This window comes from Anabaena azotica SJ-1 (assembly GCF_047275885.1).
Taxonomy (GTDB): domain Bacteria; phylum Cyanobacteriota; class Cyanobacteriia; order Cyanobacteriales; family Nostocaceae; genus Trichormus_B; species Trichormus_B azotica_A.
In genome coordinates, this window is record NZ_CP178454.1 from 1916939 (window position 1) to 1938272 (window position 21334).

Below are 21334 nucleotides of genomic sequence, written 5' to 3' on the forward strand. Positions count from 1 at the left end.
GCAGAAAATCCGCAATAAAATCTATCTAGTGTTGATAAATATTTGCGTCAGGTAGACTTCACCTTTAGCATTACTGGCTACACCTACCCCTGTAAGTTTATATTTTCCTTGAATATTTTTCAAATGTCCCGGACTATTGAGCCAACCAACCACCGCTTGATGTGCTGGATTACCATATCCAATGTTAAAAGCCACATTTTCCCCCGCACTATCATATTTAAGAGGAATAGCTTTAACGCGCTGTTCAAAACCATGATGGCTAAACTTAACTGTACCCTTAGCCATATTTTGACTGTGAATTCTAGCCTGCTGAGTGATACTTGCATTTAACGTTAACTGTGAAAGTCCTTGAGAAGCCCGATATTGATTAATTTGCTCAAAAACTAATTTTTCTAAAGTAGAATTTTGAGCATTAGAATTCGCCATAGCTGCCTGACTAGAAGTATTGAATGACTGAGTATGAGCGTTTTTTTTAGTAAAATTATTACCGGGAACAGGAGCAGTCATCAATCCACTAGCAAGGACAAGCGTACTTAAAGCCATGCCAAAAGCAGTTTGTCGGAACATAGAGAATTAGGTATTGTATGGATTTATTAGACATATACTCTATCTTCTAGTGGTCAGAAGAAGTACCAGGATACTGTCAAGTATTCATCAACTGAGGAATTATTTGATATATCAGGTTTGTCAGTTCACTTTCCTGAAAATGACATTTTCTTTTCCTGAAAATCTGCCAATTTTATGACCTTTTCCTCAAAATGAGTATCCAGCATACGTCTGTAGTCAATGCATCCCCTGATTAACTGTTATTGACACTACATTATTAATCAAAAAAATATCCAAAAAATAGTATCCACTGACAGATGTCGTGGACACTAAAACTAGCAAGTACACATTCACAGCAAAGCTATTCGCGTTACTCCTGTTGATAACTTATGTAAGCATTCAGCAATTAGCCATCAGCCATCAGCAGTCAGCTTTTTGAGGCTAACGCCAAAAATACCTGTTTGATAATTAACCAATTTCTCAAATATTCTGACTCCTGACTCCTGACTCCTGACTCCTGAATTCTTACATCTTTACTGAGGAGTTAAAAATTTTGCTACTGTTTGCACATCTTTATCACCTCGTCCAGAACAGTTAATAATAATACGAGGACTACCACTAACTTGAGGACACAAAGTTTCTAAATAGGCGATCGCATGAGCAGTTTCCAATGCTGGTATAATTCCTTCTAGCTTCGATAGGCGTTGAAATGCCTCCAAAGCCTCAGCATCTGTCACACTATAATATTCAGCCCTGCCAATATCCTTCATATAGCTGTGTTCGGGACCCACACCAGGATAATCCAAACCGGCGCTAATTGAGTGTGGCTCAATTACCTGTCCTTCATCATCTTGCAACAGATAACTCATCGCTCCATGCAAAACACCAACTTGTCCTTTGGTGAGAGTAGCCGCGTGTTTGCCAGTATTTACACCTTCACCAGCAGCTTCCACACCAATCAACCGTACAGATGGCTCTTTCACAAACTCGTGAAATAGTCCCATAGCATTAGAACCACCACCCACACAAGCCATCAGAATATCAGGTAAACCACCCCATTTTTCCTGAGCTTGAGCGCGAGTTTCTTCCCCAATAACCGCATGAAAATCACGTACCATCATTGGGTAAGGATGGGGTCCAGCCACAGAACCCAAAATGTAGTGAGTGCTTTCCACATTTGTCACCCAGTCGCGGATAGCTTCAGAAGTCGCATCTTTGAGAGTTCCCGTACCCGCAGCCACACCACGAACTTCAGCCCCCATCAGCCGCATTCTAAACACATTTAAAGCTTGGCGTTCCATATCGTGAACACCCATATAAATTACACATTCCAACCCGAAACGAGCGCAAACCGTCGCCGTCGCTACACCATGTTGTCCTGCACCAGTTTCAGCAATGATACGCTGTTTACCCATGCGCTTTGCCAACAATACTTGACCAAGGGCATTATTAATTTTATGAGCGCCAGTATGATTTAAATCCTCACGTTTTAAGTAAATTTGCGCTCCCGTGCCATCAGGACGAGCATAATAGGCTGTAAGACGTTCAGCAAAGTATAAAGGTGTGGCACGTCCTACGTAATCTTTTAGTAAACCTTGTAATTCTGCCTGGAAACTAGGATCATTGCGGTATTGCTGATAAGCTGTTTCTAGTTCAGCTAAGGCTGGCATCAAGGTTTCAGGAACATATTTACCACCAAAGCGGCCAAAACGTCCCAAGGTGTCGGGAACTGACGCAGTTTGTGGCAAGTTGGGGAAAAGGGGTGTAGTAGTCACGACTAGGTTAAATTTAGAGAACAAAGTTAATTTTAATTCTAGAACTGCTGAGGTTGCTGATAACGAGAAAAACGGTTTTACTGCTTCTTTTATCTCTTGACAAGCTTTATATCATGTATTTATATTAAATATAACGACCGTTCGATATAAAAAACCGAGTTATGCCGAAAATTGTTGATCATGAACAATACCGCAAAGAATTACTCGGCAAGTGTTTTGATTTATTTGCTGAAAAAGGTTATGGCGCTATAACCATGCGGCAAATTGCTCAAGGTTTAAGTGTTTCCACTGGTACTCTATATCACTATTTCCCCAGTAAACAAGCTTTATTTGAGCAACTGGTGGAAGAAATTAGTGAGCAAGATGTTATTACAGCTTTAGTGGAGTTTGGAGGAAAGAATAACTTATCTGAATTGATGGAAAGCTTGGGTAATTATCTGGTCAAAAATGAGGAATACCTAATTAAATGGACTTATGTATGGGTTGATTTTTGTCAACATCAAGATTCAAAGGAAATGTTGAGTAATAGCACTGTTTTCAAACGTGCTAATCAACGCTGTCAACAAGTAGCCTGTGATTTATTAGGAGTTCAAGATGTAGTATTGGCATCCTTTGTTTTGAGCTTTGTTAATGGTGTCATCCTCGAAAAATTATGGGGTAATGAAACAATAGATTTTCCTGAACAATGCCAACTGTTAGGAGAAATGTTGACACTTTATTTACAAAAAAAGTACAGCTTAAAGTGAATAATTAACCGCAAATTAGATAGATAAATATAAATATTAATTAATAGCAGTTAATTGATAGAAATATAAGTTTTCACTTGGGGAAATAAAATGAGTCAAAACCTGTTATTCAAACCTGCAAATCAAGGGTTAATTGCTTTAGTTTTAGCGGCTGCTGCGATTACTACTGGAATTACAATTTACGTAGTTTCTAATTTTGGAAAATCTGGTAATCCGAATACAGCAGAATTAACAAAAAATGCTCAACAGCTTAGTCCAAAAGTAACTGCTTTAGGCAGACTAGAACCAGAAACAGAAGTAATTAAGTTATCTGCACCTTTGGATTTAGATGGGGATAGGGTAGCAGCAGTTTTGGTCAAAGAAGGCGAAAGTGTGAAGAAGGGACAAGTAATTGCAGTTTTAGATTCACAGGATAAATTACAAAATGCTGTCCAACAAGCCGAAAAACAGGTGAGAGTTTCTCAAGCCAAACTTGAACAAATTAAAGCGGGTGCTAAATCTGGAGAAATTCAGGCACAACAAGCAAATGTAGAGCGAATAAAAGCACAGTATGAAGGAGATAAAAATGCTCAACAAGAAAATATTGCGCGAATAGAAGCTCAATGGCAAGGTGATAGAATTGCCCAACAAGCTACTATTAATAAATTAACCGCAGAACTCAACAATGCTGAATCAGAATCTCTACGTTATCAACAATTATATGCAGATGGGGCTGTTTCTAATTCTGTGATTGATAGTAAACGTTTAAATGTAGAAACCACCAAACAACAATTAAGTGAAGCTAAGGCAATTCTCAACCGAATTAATTCCACTGCAACTAAACAATTAGCAGAAGCAAAAGTTTCATTAAACAGGATTAACACCACTAGTAATAAACAAATTAAGGAAGCTAAAGCTACACTTAATAGTATTGCCGAAGTTCGTCCTGTAGATGTGAAATTAGCACAAACAGAAGTCGAAAGTGCGATCGCTACTCTCAGACGCGCCCAAACTGAACTAGAAGCAGCTTCTATTCGCGCACCCATGAAGGGACAAATTCTCAAAATTCATACCCATGCTGGCGAAAAAATAGCTAGTTCTGGTATTGCAGACTTCGCACAAACAGAGCAAATGCTGGCAGTTGCAGAAGTGTATCAAACAGATATTAGTAAAATCAAACTGGGACAAAAAGCCATAATTACCAGTCCTACATTGACAAGTGAACTACGGGGAACAGTTTCACAAATTGGGTTACAAGTCAACCGCCAAAATGTGTTTAGTAACGAACCAGGAGAAAATTTAGACAGTCGAATTATTGAAGTCAAAATTCGTTTGAATCCTGAAGATAGTAAGCGAGTTACAGGGTTAACTAATTTGCAAGTACAAACAATAATTGAATTGTAATTGGTGGTTCGTAATTCGTGATGAAAAAATTAAACACTACTCATTTTTAAAAAATTTTCAATGCAGAATAAATTATTTCGGAAAACGCCCCTAGCTTGGCGACAATTAATGAAAGAAAAAACGCGGCTGGCTATTGCAGTTGCGGGTATTTCTTTTGCTGATATGCTCATGTTTATTCAGATGGGTTTTGAAAGTGCGTTGTTTGATGCTGCAATTCAACCACATCGTAATTTACAAGCAGATTTAGTTTTAATTAATCCCCAATTTGAAACTTTATTTTCTGTCAAAAGTTTTTCCAGAGAAAGACTATATCAAGCCTTAAGTTATGATGGCGTAGACTCCGTTAGTTATGTTTATATTGGTACAGGACAATGGAGGAATCCAGAAACGCGAATTGATCGTTCTATTTTAGTGTGGGGTGTAGATCCCCATCAACCAGGATTGAAATTTCCCGAAGTTCAAAAAAATAAAGATGAACTCAAAGCACTGCATCAAGTAATGTTCGATCAAGCAGGTCGTCCAGAATATGGTGCTGTAGGTAATATCTTTAAAAAAACAGGCAATTTTCAAACAGAACTGAATAGTAAAGCTGTTAGCGTCAAAGGTGTATTTAGTAATGGTGCTTCCTTTGCGGCTGATGGTAATGTTATTACTAGTGATTCAACCTTTTTAGAACTATTTCCGAATCGAAAACCAGATCAAATAGAAGTGGGTTTAATTAATCTTAAACCTGGTGCCGATATTGAGAAATTAAAAACGCAACTCAGAATGGGATTAAATCCAGATCAAAACAATCCCTTTGTAGAAGTAGGAACACCTGAAGATTTTGCTCAAAAAGAAAAAGCTTATTGGGCTAATGGTACAGGAATCGGGTTTATTTTCAGTTTGGGTGTAGGAGTTGGGTTTATTGTTGGTATTGTTATTGTTTACCAAATTCTCTATTCTGATGTTTCTGAACATCTCCCAGAATATGCCACTCTGAAAGCAATGGGTTATACAGATACCTATCTTTTAGGAGTCTTGATCCAAGAAGCTTTATTATTAGCCGTTTTGGGCTATTTACCTGCTTTTTTCCTGTCTTTTGGACTATATAAACTCACGTTTGCTGCCACTATGTTGCCTATTTTTATGAAAGTAGACCGGGCAATAACTGTGTTTATTTTAACTGTAATTATGTGTAGCGTTTCTGGTGCGATCGCAATGAAGAAACTTCGATCTGCTGACCCTGCGGACATTTTTTAATTTCATCATTTTATCAAGAGTTCACATCAAAATCTAAAGGTATAAATAATTATGTCACCAAAGTTTACAACTATAACGGCTAAATCTAGCCTAGCTTCAGAAACTATAATTAATGCTTCTGCACTCAATCATTATTTCGGTATTGGAGCATTGAAAAAACAAGTATTGTTTGATATTAACTTAGAGATCAAAGCAGGTGAAATTGTGATTATGACAGGCCCTTCTGGGTCAGGAAAAACCACCCTATTATCATTGATGGGAGGGTTGCGTTCTGCTCAAGAAGGAAGCTTACAAATATTAAATCAGGAAATGAGTGGTGCAAACAAGGGAGATTTAACTAAATTGCGTCGTCAAATAGGTTATATTTTTCAAGCACATAACCTGATGAGTTTTTTAACAGTAAAAGAAAATGTGAGAATGTCTTTAGAGTTGCATGAAAATTATTTGCAAGGAGATATTAACGCCAAAGCTGTAGCAATGTTAGAAGAAGTAGGGTTAGGGAATCGTGTGGATTACTATCCAGAAAATTTATCAGGGGGACAAAAACAACGGGTGGCGATCGCACGGGCTTTAGTTAGTCATCCCAAAATAGTATTAGCAGATGAACCCACAGCCTCATTAGATAAACAATCTGGTCGTGATGTAGTAGAATTAATGCAAAAATTAGCTAAAGAACAAGGCTGTACTATTTTACTTGTCACCCATGATAATCGGATTCTTGATATTGCTGACCGGATTATTTATATGGAAGATGGACAGCTAAAAAGTGATGGTGTAGATATTGGAGTAAAAGTAAAATAAACCTTGAGGATTAGTCTTTTCAAAGTGATAAAATTTGGAACAAATATTGGTTGTTTCAACCTTTAAAAAAAACTAAATCTGATAGGAAAATTCAACATTGAATCAAGGTTTATTACTGCCACTTTTTGAATACTCTCCTAAAGAATATAATATCGGTTGCAAATCCTGTTCAATTCACGGTGCAATTATGCTACTACATCATTGTTTTCTGTCCATTATTTCAATAAAAATAACCAGTTAATCCCACTGCTGTAAATATTTGTAATACAAGAGAAATAATTAATACACTACATAAAGAAATTTTTTCAGGAGTCAGCAATATTGGTACATATAAATTGGTATATAAATATATGTGCCTATAGCTATGGATAATAGAATATTCACCAGTTATATAAATCTTCTGTAAAGAAGAGGAATAAAATAGTCATAAATGTTGTTTTAAAAGTATAATATAAGATGCTAAAAGCTTCATGATAAACCCCCTTATCTACAAGGGAATGGAGGTTTCAAAGCCTCTCAAATAATAAAAGTTTTTCCTTGTCCTCAAAGGAGAGGGCTAGGGAGAGGTTGTTGGGTAAACTTTAAGACTTTCCAAACATCCTCGCAAAACCAAATTTCTTGACATAGACTTTACTTTAAATATAAATAAGTTTACACTAATTAGCATCCGTACTCAAATATCATAGTCTTTGTAGTTATAGTAATTTCTCCTCCTCCATCTTAAACTTTAGAGTAACCTTTTGATCTAGCATTGTGGAGTAATTGAAAAGAGATTATCAAACAAGCAGAAGAACTGGAAAAAACCGACCAAAAATATTTGCCATTTACATCCAAATTACAGCAGTTATCCAAAATATTTCAAGAAAAGAAAATATTAGAAATACTTAATCAATAGAAGTACATTTATGATAGATATAACCTCTTACTCAAATACGATTTTAGTGGTAGATGATATCCCTGCTAATTTAAGGATATTAACAAATTTTCTCAGTGAAGCTAAATTTAAAGTTTTGGTAGCACAAGATGGAGAAAATGCCATTCAAAAAATACAATATTTCATTCCTGACTTAATATTATTAGATATTATGATGCCGGGGATGAATGGATTTGAGACTTATGAAAAATTCAAACAAAATCCCTTATATAGGGAAATTCCTGTAATTTTCCTCACGGCTCTTTCTGAAACTAATTATATTGTTAAAGGTTTATCTTTAGGTGCAGTTGATTATATCACTAAACCGTTTCAAAAAGAAGAAGTTTTAGCTCGAATTAAAAATCATTTAGAACTGCGACGTTTAAGCAAGATTATCGAACATAAAAATCAGCTTTTAGCCCAAGAAATTGCTGAACACGCAGAAGCTCGTACCGCATTAAAACAACTAAATCAAGAGTTAGAAATCCGCATTAAAGAACGAACATTAGAACTCTCTCAAACGCTGCAAAACTTGTATGACAGTCAGGAACAATTAGAACATAATGCCTTTCATGATTCCTTAACAGGTTTACCAAATCGAGATTGGTTGATTAAGCGATTACAGGAATTGATTACAAAAAATTTAAGTTATTCTGTGTTGTTAATTGATTTAGATCGCTTTAAAATTGTCAATGATAGTTTGGGACATTTAGCAGGAGATGAACTATTAAAATGTGTAGCCAATCGGATTCAAGAATGTTTAACATCTTCGCAAACAGCAACACGCATGGGAGGGGATGAATTTGTTATTTTAGTAGAAACAGAAACAGCGATTTTAGTCGCTCAAAAACTATTAGGACAGTTGAAATTACCCTTTAACTTTAACGATTATGAAGTTTTCATAGAAGCGAGTATTGGTATTACTTCCAGTAATATGGGTTATGAAAAACCGATGGATATGATCAGAGATGCTGATATTGCTATGTATCAAGCCAAAAAAGAGGGAGGTAGAAGTTATCAAATTTTTGATCCACAGATGCAAGCAGAGGCGATCGCTCGACTACAATTAGAACAAGACTTGCGAAAAGCAATTACTCAAAAAGAATTTTGCTTGTATTATCAACCCATCATTTCTCTCATCACTGGAGAAATTAAAGGGTTTGAAGCCTTAGTACGCTGGAAGCATCCCCAACAAGGAATGATTCCACCTGATCGATTTATTCCTGTAGCAGAAGAAACAGGATTAATTAATCCTTTAGGTGCGTGGATTTTCCATGAAGCTTGTAAACAATTACAACATTGGCAAAAGCAATTTCCTGAGTTACCTTTAACAATGAATGTTAACTTTTCACCTGTTCAATTTCAGCAAGTTAACTTATTTGCACAAATTGTAGAAATTTTGCAAGAAACTGGTATAGCTAAAAATACTTTAAATATAGAAATCACTGAAACTTGTTTACTAAAAACAGAAAAATTCAATTTTCATTCATTACAAGATATCAATGTTGGTTTGTGTATTGATGATTTTTGTACTGGTTATTCTTCTTTAAGAATGCTGCGAGACTTACCCATAAATACATTAAAAATTGACCGTTCTTTTGTAGAAGATATTATCAAAAATCCTCATGACACAACTTTAATTTCTACAATTCTTCTATTAGGAAAAAGTTTAAATATGGAAATAGTTGCAGAAGGCATTGAAACTCAAAAACAAGTAGAAATTTTGCAACAATTGGGATGTATTTGGGGACAAGGATACTTTTTTGATCAACCTTTATATAATCAAAAAGCCACCCAATTTTTAATTGACCAATCAGGAGCAAATCAAACTATTTGACCATAGCATAAATAGCACCATCATTTGAACTATAATTAGACAGTTTCTAACAGCTAATCCGTTGAAAAGATGAATCGCCACCCTAATCAACAGTGGATGATCAAAATAGCGGGGACAGCCTCCTTAAGTCGGATGCTGATAGTTCCGTTCGTCTTGCAGATTGTGGGCATTGTTGCCCTAGTTGGCTATTTTTCTTATCAAAACGGCTCTCTTGCTGTTAACAAACTGGTTATTAACTTACAGTCAGAAATTGATAATCGTATTGATCAAAATCTTAATAATTATTTTAATACGCCTGTCAAAATCAATCAATTGAATGTGGATGCTTATGAATCTGGACAACTGAATTTGTGGAATTTTCAGGCAACGGGTAAGTATTTTGCCAAACAATTGCCAACCTTTGGTGCTAGTTATATTCAATTTGCTACAGCTAGAGGCGAATATATAGGTGCTGGTGATTATGGATTACGTCGCGTCCAAATAGAAGAAATTCCTTTAGGAGCAGAACTAGGAAAGTCCTATAAGTATAATACAAATCAAGCAGGCGATCGCACTCAGTTAGTTTCTGTGCAAGCTTATGACCCCAGACTGGAAGCTTGGTATTCCAATGTAATTAAGGCAGGTCAACCAGTATGGAGTCCGATATACAACTGGGACGCAAATCCAGCAATTATGTCCATTGCCGCCAGCTATCCACTTTATGATCGTCAAGGTAAATTTATTGGCGCTCTTGGTACGGATTTGAGTCTGACATACATCAGCAATTTTTTGAGACATATTGAACTGGGTTCTTCTGGTAAAGCATTTATTCTGGAAAGATCAGGAATGCTAGTTGCTAGTTCAGCCAAAGAACCACCATTTCGGATGGAGAATGGCAAAGCAAAGCGGTTACAAGTCCTTAATAGTCAAGATTTTGTAATTAGGGAAGTTGCTATAAACATCCAAAAACAATGGACTAATTTGGCAGATATTAGGGAAAATCAGCAAATACAGGTAAATATCAAAGGTGTAAAATATTTTGTTTTAGTTTCTCCCTGGCAGGACAATCTTGGATTGGATTGGTTGGTTGTTGTTGTTTTGCCAAAATCAGACTTTATGGCAGAAATTCAGGCTGCCACTGAGAAAACCATTTTCTTGTGCGGTGTGGCTTTTTTCCTCTCAACAGCGATGGGATTATTAACTACCCAGTTAATTGCGCGGCCATTACTGAAATTAAACTTAGCGGCTAGACAGATAGCCCAAGGAGAATTTCAGGAACTATCCCCAATTATGACCCCAATTGTGGAAGTCCGGGAACTTTCCCATTCCTTTAGCCAGATGGCACAGCAATTACAGCAATCATTCACTAAATTAGCTGATAGTAAAGCAGAACTTGCTCAATTTTTGGAAAGCTTACCCATAGGGGTAGCAGTTCATGAAATAGATGGTTCTGTAATTTACTTGAACAGGGTAGCTAAATCTCTATTAGCAGTAGAGAATATTCCTGATGCAGATAATTTGGCTGCTGCTTATCAACTTTATTTATTGGGGACTGACCAACTCTATCCCACGGATAGATTACCAGTCATACAAGCCTTAAGAGGAGAATGTGTACAGATTGAAGATATTGAAGTTCACTGCAATGGAAAGATAATTCCAGTATCAGTATGGGCAACACCAATTTTTGATCACAATGGAGTTATTACTTATGCCATTACTGTATTTCAAGACATTACAGATCGTAAACAAGTTGAACATATTCTCACTAACTATAATACCGAACTAGAAAAACAAATCGCTGCCCAAACTGCCGAATTACGTCATCAGGAAGCTAAATTCCGTGCCATTGTTGAGTTGCAAACAGAATTAATTGCTCGCAGTCGTGCTGATGGCACACTGATTTTTGTAAATGAAGCTTTCTGTCGTTACTTTGGGGTGAATCCTGATGATATTTTGGGACATAGCTACCAATTGTTGATTTTTCCAGAAGATCGGGAGCAAGTATTTCAAATTCTGGCTACTATGTCCCTGAAAAATCCCGTTGTTAGTATGGAAAATCGCGTAGTTGCCAATGGAGAGGTGCGTTGGACGCAATGGAATCAACGGATGATTTTCGACAAGAAAAACCGCTTTATGGAAATACTAGCTGTTGGTCGAGATATCACCGATAAAAAACGTGCAGAAACTGCTATAGCGGCAAGGGAACGTTATCTTTCAACTTTGGTAAATGTCCAGAATTACCTTTTAGTTTATGACTCTGGTATCAACTATTATACACAAATCCTGCAATGGTTAGGAGAAACAGCATCTGCATCGCGCGTTTATGTGTTTGAAAACCATCATGATGCAGCTGGTAATTTGGTATTAAGTCAAAGATCAGAATGGTGTGCTGAAGGTATTTCTTCAGAACTTGATAATCCTGAGCTACAAAATTTTGCTTACGCAGAGTCCTTTCCCCGATGGATGGAACTTCTTTCTAGTGGCAATATTGTCAATGGTCTGGTGGCTGATTTTCCAGATCATGAACGGGCAGTTTTAGAACCCCAGGGAATTCTAGCTATCTTAATCTTACCTTTGTTGGTGAATGGTCGGTTCTGGGGTTTGATTGGGTTTGATAATTGTTTATCGGCTCGAATTTGGGAATGTGCTGAGGTAAACTTGCTCCGTGCGGCTGCGTCTGCGATTTCGGCACATCTAGAACGGCAGCAAGCTAGACGTGAACTTGTGGATGCTAAGGAAGCTGCGGAAACTGCCAACACTGCTAAAAGCCAGTTTCTTGCCAGTATGAGTCATGAGTTACGAACTCCGCTCAATGCCATTATTGGATTTAGTCAGTTGCTAGAAACTGATGCTACGCTGCAATCAGAACAAAGAGATTTCATTAACACGATCAATCAAAGTGGTGAACATCTGCTTTCATTGATTGATGATGTGTTGGTAATGTCCAAAATTGAAGCTGGTAAAGTTTTCTTAAATCCAAAATCTTTTCATTTGCGGCAATTATTGACTAGTTTGATGGATATGCTACGTCAGCAAGCGGACTCGAAAGGATTATCTTTGGAGTTGCAACTGGCGGAAAATCTGCCAGATTTGATTGTTACTGATGATGCTAAATTACGTCAGGTGCTGATTAATTTGTTGGGAAATGCCATCAAGTTTACTGTTAGTGGTGGTCTCATTGTGCGTGTATGGATGATGGAATTTATTGGTAAAGATTATCACCTGGGTTTTGAAGTGGAAGATACAGGAGTGGGTATTGCAGGAGAGGAATTAGACAGTATTTTTGAGATTTTTGGACAGTCGGAAGCAGGGAGGCGATCGCAAACAGGAACTGGTTTAGGTTTACCTATCAGTTGCAAGTTTGTAGAATTGATGGGTGGACAACTAACTGTGCAGAGTACCGTTGGTGTCGGTAGCAAGTTCCGATTTGATATTCACGCACAGGTGGTTGAGTCTCTAGATCAGGAGGAGATCAACTCTCAACCACCGGGTTTGATTTCTGCAAAAGTTTTGATTGTTGATGATAATGCCGTAAATCGCAAATTTGCTTTACTGATGTTGAAACGTTTGGGATACCAAGCACAAGCAGTAGATAGTGGAGAAGAAGCACTGGCAGTATTGCAACATCAAACTTTTGATGTGATATTGATGGATGTGCAGATGCCTGGAATAAATGGACTGGAAACAACCCAAAAAATTCGTACCTTGTATAGCGATCGCCAACAACCAGTTATCATTGGCTTAACTGCGGATGTTTCTAGTGAAACTCGTGATAAATGTTTGAGTTATGGAATGAATAATTTTCTCTCCAAACCAATAAAATTAGAAATATTACAACAAGCCTTACTTCTCAATTAACACTATCATCAACTGTCTGGTTAAGCATTGGTTAGCATTTTCGGAACGGAGTTAAAACATAGTAAATGGATATTAGTAATTTTTTTCAAGCCGGTGGGGTGGTCATGTTTCCCCTGCTATTTTTCTCGGTCTTAGCAGTGGCACTCATTATGGAACGGATCACTTTTTGGGTAAAACTGAGTGGTCGTCAAAACCGCGTAGTCAGGGAAGTTTTAAATTTTTATCGTCAAAATAATGTGGTCAGTGCTTTAGATCATTTACAAAAAAATTCTGACTTACCCATTGCTCGAATTTTTTTAGCTGCTTTAGAGTTAGAAGAACCAACTCCAGAAGAATTTCGTTTGGCTTTAGAAAGTGAAGCTCAAGCAGAAATTCCTTTACTCAAAAGATTCCAAAACATTTTTGATACTATTATAGGTCTTGCACCTCTGTTAGGGCTTCTCGGTACAGTTTTAGGATTAATCGCTTCTTTTGCTTCTTTAGATATTGGTGATGTCGGTGGGACAAAAACATCTGGTGTCACGTCCGGGATTAGTGAAGCATTAGTTTCCACAGCATCAGGATTAGTTGTTGCTATCATTACTCTTTTCTTTGCTAATACCTTTCGTGGACTTTATCTTCGTCAAATTGCTTGGATTCAAGAATATGGAGGACAGTTAGAATTACTCTACCGTCGTCAGTATGAGAGATCCAAATAATAGGGAAGATGAGGGTGATGGGGAAGATGAGGGAGATGAGGGAGATGATGGGGATATAAACTACTTCTGATAGCATAGTGTGGCGATCGCCATACTATTTACAGCAGATTGCAGATCAATGAGGTACAGAATCTAAATTGAAATCTGGACAGCAAGGGAGTTGTAATCCTGACTCCTGACTCCTGACTCCTGACTCCTTCTTTTCACTTTTTTGGACTTGCTTATGCGCTTACCTGATGAACCAGATATTCCAGCACAAATTAATATTGTGCCGATGATTGATGTGATTTTTGCAATTTTGACATTTTTTATTATGTCAACTCTATTTTTAACTCGTTCCGAAGGCTTACCTGTTAACTTACCTAAAGCAGCGACAGCTAAATCACAAGCAACCGCAGCACCAATTACGGTGACTATTGATCAAGGGGGAAAAATCAGCTTAAACCGTGAACCTATTAACCTCAATGCTTTACCAGAAAAAGTACGCGAGTTAATGAGTAATACTTCTGAAGTGGTAGTAATTATTAATGCTGATGAGAATGCTACTCATGGACAGGTAGTTGCAGTTATGGATCGAGTCCGTCAGGTAGAAGGAGCAAAATTAGCGATCGCCACAATGTCTGACGCTTCGCGTAAAGCAACTCAAAAACCTTAACTTGTTAATTACTAGTTGTTTCACGACTTTTATGGCTTACGCTTGGCGTTAGCTATCAGCAAGCCCTATACAGGAATCTCAATTATAAATTCAGTACCTGCTCCTAAAGCTGAGTGACAATACAACTTACCGCTGTGGGTTTCTTCAACAATTTGTTTAGCTATAGCCAATCCTAAACCAGTGCCTTTACCTACAGCTTTTGTTGTAAAGAGATGGTCAAATATTTGATGTTTTATCTCTTCTCTCATGCCTTTACCGTTATCAGCAATTGAGACTTTCACACATTTATCTACTATTGATGTGGTAATTGTAATCAGGTTAGTATGAGCCTTAATTTCCTGAAAACTACGTCCATGATTTGATTCCTCTAATGCGTCAATTGCATTCGCTAAAATATTCATAAATACCTGATTTAATTGCCCAGGAAAACATTCTAATTTTGGTAAATTACCGTAGTTAGTTATTACCTCAATTGCGGGACGTTGTTCGTTAGATTTGAGTCGATGTTTGAGAATTAAAATTGTACTATCAATGCCTTCATGAATATTAAATGGTACTTTGTAATTTCTGTCAGCACGGGAAAAAGTGCGTAAAGAAGTGCTGATGTTTTTTAATCTATCGCACGCTATTGTCATAGAATCAATTATTTTTGGTAAATCTTCTAAGGTATATTCCAAATCAATTTCTGACTCGTGGTTGAGAATTTCTTCAGTCTTATCAGGTAAAGTTTCTTGATAGATTTTCAAATGTTCAATAATATCGGCAAAGGTGGGTTTAGCTTGTTTGAGACTGGAATAAATAAAGCCCAAAGGATTATTCATTTCGTGAGCAACACCAGCCACTAAGTTACCCAAAGCTGACATTTTTTCACTTTGAATAATTTGTAATTGGGCTTGTTGTAAGTTATGTAATGCTTGTTCTAATTCTTGGGATTTTTCCTGTTCTCGTTCATAAAGTTGGGCATTTTCTAGAGAAATGGCGGCTTGTGTGCAGAGTAAATTGAGTAGTTCGATGCGATCGCTCGTAAACGCCCCCTTTGCTAAATTATTTTCTAGATATAAAATCCCCAGCAATTTACCTTGGTGTAAAATTGGGCTGCACAAAATACTCTTGGGTTGTTGACGGATAATATAGGGGTCATTGCTTAAGCTGGTATCTGCCGTTGCATCCAACAAGACAACAGTATGTTGACTATGCTTGACTTTGTAAATGAGCTTATGGGGAATATCTTGGCTGTCTACAATAGGAAGACTTTGCAGAACAATGGGTTGTGTTCCTTGGGTAATTGCGCCTTGAATTAGTAAATGATTGTCTTGCAAAAGCATTAACACGCATTTATCAGCCCCAGCATTTTTGATGATAATGGAAAGTAAGGATGAAAGTAGTTTTTCTAGTTCGATTTCACTTGAGATATTTTGAGATGCTTTGAGAATTGCTGTTAAATCTAGGGTATCTAAGATACTGCTGCTAGAACCGGAAGAACGGGTAGATGCGACACTCCCCGAAGCAAAGATAGTTTCGTTAGTTGAGAGGGGAGAACGGCTTTGCTGTAATATGGGTGCGAGTAATTGGGGATAGTGTCTTTCTAAGTCGGCGACTTTGGCTTTTGCGCCCCAACGGGCATAGGCATAGTAAGCTTCAATCATGTATTCTTGGGCTATGCGCTGTTTGCCCCAATCAAGATAGAACTTTGCTGCTAGTTCATTAGCTAGTGCTTCAATTTGATTAAAGTGATTTTCCTTAGCTGCGGTAATGGCGCGATCGTAACAGGTAATTGCATCTTTGTAGTTACCAGAAACTCTTGCCATTTCAGCCGCAAGCAACAGTGATTGATGCAAAAAGTTCTCTGGACAAGACTGCGCCCAGCTTTCAAGAATTTTCTGATGCTGCTGCATCTGTTTCCAGTATTCTCGTTGATCCTCTGGTGTTGCCTCAGGATAAATTCCGGCTAAATTGAGCGGATAATAGAAGTGGAATTGAATAATCGGAAAAAAGCCAAGATTAGAAGCCAGCGTTTTTTCCGCATTAGCAGCAACTTTCAAGGCCTCGGCATAGCGACCGTACAGATATAATAGTTGAAGCTTTAAGAAACAATACCAATTAATGCCAGGATCAAAATGATTCTTCTGCCAAATGTCAAGGCAAAGAATTTTCTGTTCAGTATGATCAACAAGTAGATCTGTTTCTGCCAAAAAATCTTGTAGATACAAGATAAATTGCCTCTGTAGGCTAAAGGCAGAGGACATATTCACATTGTTTACTTGTTGTACATAGCTTAAGTATTTCTCTGTTTCGGCATACACATCTGATAAGTAATCTCCTTTTAAAAGATGCGTCCAGATGATAAATACTACTGTCCAGATGCCAAATAGACTATCCCCAGTTTCATTGCTGACTTGAAAAGATTGTTGGTAAACTGCCACATTTTCAACTAGTGGTCTATTGTAGGGATTGATTGTATGAGCAAAAACGTTATTGGTTTTGGGAATGAACTTGATGCTATTGAACCGATGATCTAACTTTCGTCCTAATGTAGCGAACTCATAAGCACTTCGATAGTCCCCTTGAATTGTGAGTGTCATTCCATATAAGCAGTAAGCACAGCCTGAACTTTCAGCATTGCCATAAGTTAATGAAGTCTCAACCATTAAAAGGATACTCAAAATTGTCAGCAGTTGATTGCCGCCAGTATAAGCAGCACCCCATAGATCAGGCAGGATAGACATACATACCTTCCTCGCCGGATCGCTCATTGCAGGCAGATCAAATAAATCTGCGGTTTCTACAGTTTCTAGTTGATCCTGAATCTGCCTAAGTGTGGTTTCCAGTAGTGCTTGCTGACCTTCTTCACTGGCTGGAATGCTCATACCCAGAACACTCAAGCCACTGAGTCCAGCTTCATAGGCGGGTAGGTTCTCTCCCTGAGTAACTTTCAACGCTAATTTAAGGCAATAAATATCTGCCAGATCAAATTTGTTTTGGGCATACTGTAATGCCACATCAAATAGCTGTTCTGCTTCATCAAGGCAACCTATGAGATATTGACACTCTGCATATTCCCGATACAACTTGAATGTGAGATTATAAGTTGTCTCCCAACCATCTTCAGGAAGCATCTCTATACCGATTGAAAAGTGTTTAATTGCTGCTTTATGAGCTGTGGAGGTTTTTGCTTTTTTGCCAGCAATCAAATTCAATTGGGCTAATTCATATCGTTCAGATATCTGTTCGAGCAGATCAATTGCATTGTTTAACTGATTAACAATATCAAAAACATTTATCTCTATGGCTTCAGGTGCAGTATTTTTCAGCAACAGTTTACCGATTTTGAGATGAGTTCTCTGTTTTTGGTCGTCAGGAATGAGGGAATAAGCGGCCTGTTGTACTCGGTCATGTAAAAACTTGTAATTAACAGTCTGTTGATTTTCTGAAGTACGTGCTGGAGTTTCTTGACCAATATAGAACTTATAAACATCCCCAATTGGTAAAACCAACCCTTCTTGTAATGCCTTCCATAAACAGGTTGCTGTTTCGATTTGAGATTGTTCGGCAACAATAGCCAATGTTGCTAAATCAAAAGAGTTACCAATACAAGCTGCTAACCGCAATACTTCTTGAGTTGATGGCGGCAGTTTTTGCAATTGTAAACTCATAAAAGCCACAACGTCATCTGTAACAGCTTGCGCCTTTACTTCAGCAATATCACATTGCCAACAACCTGAGTCCAAATCAAATTCAATTAGTCCATCTTGATACAATGCTTTGAGAAACTGGGTAGCAAAAAATGGATTACCCTGAGTTTTTTGATAGATTAATACAGAAAGATTCCATGCCAGTTCTTCTAGACATTTGAGTGTATCAGCAACTAATTTATTTACTTGTATTTGACTGAGTGGTGCTAAAGTAATCGTGTTAATTATTGCCTGTGTCTTTTGGATTTCACCCAATGTCAATAATAATGGATGTCCAGGATTGACTTCGTTATCACGATATGCGCCAATAATTAAAAGATGATCTGTATCAGCAATTAATAGCTGCATTAACTTGAGTGATGCCGAATCTGCCCATTGTAAATCATCTAAAAACATCACTAAGGGATGTTCTGCACTTGTAAAGACTTGGGTGAATTTTTGAAATAATAAATTAAAGCGATTTTGCGCTGCTGTTCCTGATAATTCTACTGCTGGTGGTTGTTTGCCAATAAATTTTTCTAATTCGGGAATAACTTCAATAATTACTTGTCCATTTTCACCAACAGCAGCTAATATTTTTTTTCTCCATTGCTGGATTTGCACATCGCTTTCGGTTAATAATTGCTCCATTAAATCGCGGAAGGCTTGCACAAATGCACTGAAGGGAATATTGCGTTGAAATTGGTCATATTTACCTTTGATAAAATAACCACGTTGTCTAACAATGGGTTTATGAACCTCGTTAACTACAGCAGTTTTACCAATTCCCGAAAACCCAGCTACCAGCATCATTTCGGTTGCACCAAGGCTGACTCTTTCAAATGCTTCTAGCAAGGTTTGAACTTCGGTTTCTCTGCCATACAGTTTATCAGGGATGATGAAGCGATCGCACACATCCCTACTCGCAATTTCAAAACTTTGAATTTCCCCAGTTTCTCTTAGCTGAGTTAAACATTTTTCTAAATCAAATTTCAATCCCAACGCACTTTGATACCTGTCTTCAGCATTTTTCGCCATCACCTTACTGACGATTTTTGAGATAATCGAGGGAATAGTTGGATTAATTTCATGTATTAATGGCGGAGTTTTGGCAATGTGAGAATGTACCAATTCCATCGCATCATCAGACTGGAATGGTAACTCATTTGTGAGTAATTCATAGAAAGTTACCCCCAGAGAATAAAAATCTGTGCGATAATCAATCCCTCGATTCATTCTCCCTGTTTGTTCTGGAGATATATAAACGAGTGTTCCTTCTAAAACATTGGGGTTAACTAGGGTTTGGTTTTCTCTGGGTAATAATGATGCAATACTGAAGTCAATTAATTTTACTTGTTTCGTTTCAGGATTAATTAATATATTGCTAGGTTTGATATCTTTATGAATAATCCGCTCATGGTAGAGTAAGTCTAGGGTGTTACAGAGTGCGATCGCTATAACTAAAAACTCTTCTATAGAAATGACACGCTGATTTTTGCTGAAATAATCCTTGAGAGAAATTCCCCCAAAGTCTTCCATAACTAACATATAGCCATTATGTACGGGTTCAAGGCTATAGGTTTGGATAATCAGAGGTGAGTTGAGATTTTTGCCAATGGTGTACTGGTTGCGAAATAATAACAGTTCGCTAAAGCTTGGATAAGCATTTTTTAGCACTTTTATAACTACTGGTAGTGAGTCCCTAGCTCGAACTGCGCGATAAACCAGCGTTCTCGAACCATTATAGAGTTCTTCTGCAAGGTGATATCCGGGAATATTGACAAAGTTGCTAACCATATTGCGTTCGTTTCATAATTTCTATATCTAGTATTCCCATAGATACGAATTTAATTTGTAAGGTAAAGCTAGAATTTACACAGGACTTGGTAAATAAATGTAAAACCTGGAGAAATCAAGGGATCGAGGCGGAAAATAGAAAAAAAAGGTGCAAGGTTTTTGACTAGGGAAGTACCAAAAAGCTGCATTTTGCTAATACTAAATAGAGGATCAAAAAATCAAACTATACTCCAGAGCTAAAACCGCTCCCCTGCTCCCCTGTTCCCCTGCTCCCTGTTAAGAGTTCCCTACCTCTACGAGTAAATATGGCTTACGCCAAGCTACGCTATCAGCAAACCCTCGTTAGATAGTATTCTAAAAGAATCAATAATAGTTTTAATCAAAGATGTTGAGGTCATAAGCTATGAAAATTTGGGTAAATGAGCAAATTGATCCATCTGGTATGATTCATGCTTGCATTGCCTGTTGTGATGAATCTCAGGCTCAAGAATGTCACGAATCCTTTAAAAAAGATTTGACGCAAATCCAAAAAGCGAATGGTTGGGTTGCACAATTAAGAACTGTAGACTCTTGGGATCTAGTACCAGTTAATGCTTTAAAACTCAATTAAGTACCCAAGCAAAATTAATTGAACATAGTGATTGAAAACAAGAATGTCTGTATTCCTTACCTGTTCCCTATTCCCTCTCCTAACTATAAAATTTAATTTGCACAACTACTTAATAGGGAATAGGTAAAAACCTAACTCATTACCAATTGCTAATTATCCAGATAAAATCGGTGACTGATAAGAAATTTTGAGGTTATGATTATAACCCAATAACCCAGAAAACAATAACAAACTTGCTAAAACTGAATCAATGTGGTGAACTATTCTAGTGTTTGCAGTTCTGAGCAAGGCTTTCCCATAAATTTAGTTGGCAAAACGGGACTAGCGGTGCAAATTTCTGTTCATAATCCCAGTCAATATATCTGTGCCAACTGCGAACAGATATTACCAGATTGGAAACAGCAACAGTTTTTATGGGTGGTGGTTATTTTACAACAATCAAAATTTCCACTGGTAGAAATAACGGGAGAAATAGAGAGAGAAAAAGAAAGGTTGCGGGAAAAGTTTATGCGTTTTGGCTGTGATGTGGCGTTTAATTTGCGCGATCGCGGTTATTTAACCGATTTAATTGATCCCCGGACTGGTTATCCTCTACTTTCTCATCCCGGACAAGTTCCCCATGATGATACAGCAGTTGCCAAAGCGTTACTAAATTACCCGGTAATTAAAAATCAATGCTGTGTGCTGGTGCATCCTCAATGGGGTACTGCTGTTTATCCTAGTGTCTTGCTTTCGGAAGCACCACCAGAAATAATTGAATCTGTAACGAAAGCGATCGCACCTCTACATGGGTGGACAGAGAACTGAAATTAGTTGTGAACAA

Annotated in this window: 13 protein-coding genes; 10 read left to right on the forward strand and 3 right to left on the reverse strand. The window is 37.6% G+C overall.

Features of this window, described 5'->3' with window-relative positions:
- Positions 1-21: 21 nt before the first annotated feature.
- The gene (locus ACLLO5_RS08495) at positions 22-567 is read right to left on the reverse strand and encodes a CAP domain-containing protein (protein WP_413175022.1); all 546 of its coding nucleotides are present in this window, start codon (positions 565-567) and stop codon (positions 22-24) included.
- Positions 568-1079: 512 nt separating this feature from the next.
- Entirely contained in the window at positions 1080-2321 is a 1242-nt protein-coding gene (trpB, locus tag ACLLO5_RS08500) for a tryptophan synthase subunit beta (protein ID WP_413175023.1), read from the reverse strand.
- 161 nt (positions 2322-2482) lie between these two features.
- Here trpB and ACLLO5_RS08505 point away from each other — a divergent pair, with 161 nt between their 5' ends.
- The 8 genes from ACLLO5_RS08505 (at position 2483) to ACLLO5_RS08540 (ending at position 14433) form a co-directional block, all read left to right on the forward strand.
- Positions 2483-3067 carry a TetR/AcrR family transcriptional regulator gene (locus ACLLO5_RS08505; protein ID WP_413175024.1) on the forward strand — a complete coding sequence of 195 codons (585 nt, stop codon included), beginning with the start codon at positions 2483-2485 and terminating at the stop codon, positions 3065-3067.
- Between the two features lie 90 nt (positions 3068-3157).
- Entirely contained in the window at positions 3158-4450 is a 1293-nt protein-coding gene (locus ACLLO5_RS08510) for an ABC exporter membrane fusion protein (protein ID WP_413175025.1), read from the forward strand.
- Positions 4451-4510: 60 nt separating this feature from the next.
- Positions 4511-5692, forward strand: a complete 1182-nt coding sequence (gene devC / locus ACLLO5_RS08515; protein ID WP_413175026.1) for an ABC transporter permease DevC — start codon at positions 4511-4513, stop codon at positions 5690-5692.
- 51 nt (positions 5693-5743) lie between these two features.
- The gene (locus ACLLO5_RS08520) at positions 5744-6493 is read left to right on the forward strand and encodes a DevA family ABC transporter ATP-binding protein (protein ID WP_413175027.1); all 750 of its coding nucleotides are present in this window, start codon (positions 5744-5746) and stop codon (positions 6491-6493) included.
- Between the two features lie 905 nt (positions 6494-7398).
- A complete protein-coding gene (locus tag ACLLO5_RS08525) occupies positions 7399-9243 on the forward strand; it encodes an EAL domain-containing protein (RefSeq protein ID WP_413175028.1) in 1845 nt (614 codons plus the stop codon).
- A gap of 69 nt (positions 9244-9312) precedes the next feature.
- Entirely contained in the window at positions 9313-13080 is a 3768-nt protein-coding gene (locus ACLLO5_RS08530; RefSeq protein WP_413175029.1) for a PAS domain S-box protein, read from the forward strand.
- Between the two features lie 65 nt (positions 13081-13145).
- Positions 13146-13778: a MotA/TolQ/ExbB proton channel family protein gene (locus ACLLO5_RS08535; RefSeq protein WP_413175030.1), complete on the forward strand. Its 633-nt coding sequence runs from the start codon at positions 13146-13148 to the stop codon at positions 13776-13778.
- A gap of 223 nt (positions 13779-14001) precedes the next feature.
- Positions 14002-14433: an ExbD/TolR family protein gene (locus tag ACLLO5_RS08540; protein WP_413175031.1), complete on the forward strand. Its 432-nt coding sequence runs from the start codon at positions 14002-14004 to the stop codon at positions 14431-14433.
- Positions 14434-14498: 65 nt separating this feature from the next.
- Here ACLLO5_RS08540 and ACLLO5_RS08545 read toward each other — a convergent pair whose 3' ends face one another.
- Positions 14499-19901, reverse strand: coding sequence for an AAA family ATPase (locus ACLLO5_RS08545; protein WP_413175032.1), 5403 nt, complete (start codon positions 19899-19901; stop codon positions 14499-14501).
- Between the two features lie 403 nt (positions 19902-20304).
- On the opposite strand from ACLLO5_RS08545, the gene ACLLO5_RS08550 reads away from it, so the two are divergent.
- Together ACLLO5_RS08550 and ACLLO5_RS08555 are read left to right on the forward strand one after the other, a co-directional pair.
- Positions 20305-20511 (forward strand): glycogen debranching protein, encoded by a 207-nt coding sequence (locus ACLLO5_RS08550; RefSeq protein WP_413175033.1) that lies wholly within the window; start codon positions 20305-20307, stop codon positions 20509-20511.
- A 252-nt stretch (positions 20512-20763) separates the two neighbouring features.
- Positions 20764-21318 carry a methylmalonic aciduria and homocystinuria type D protein gene (locus ACLLO5_RS08555; RefSeq protein ID WP_413175034.1) on the forward strand — a complete coding sequence of 185 codons (555 nt, stop codon included), beginning with the start codon at positions 20764-20766 and terminating at the stop codon, positions 21316-21318.
- Positions 21319-21334 lie beyond the last annotated feature (16 nt).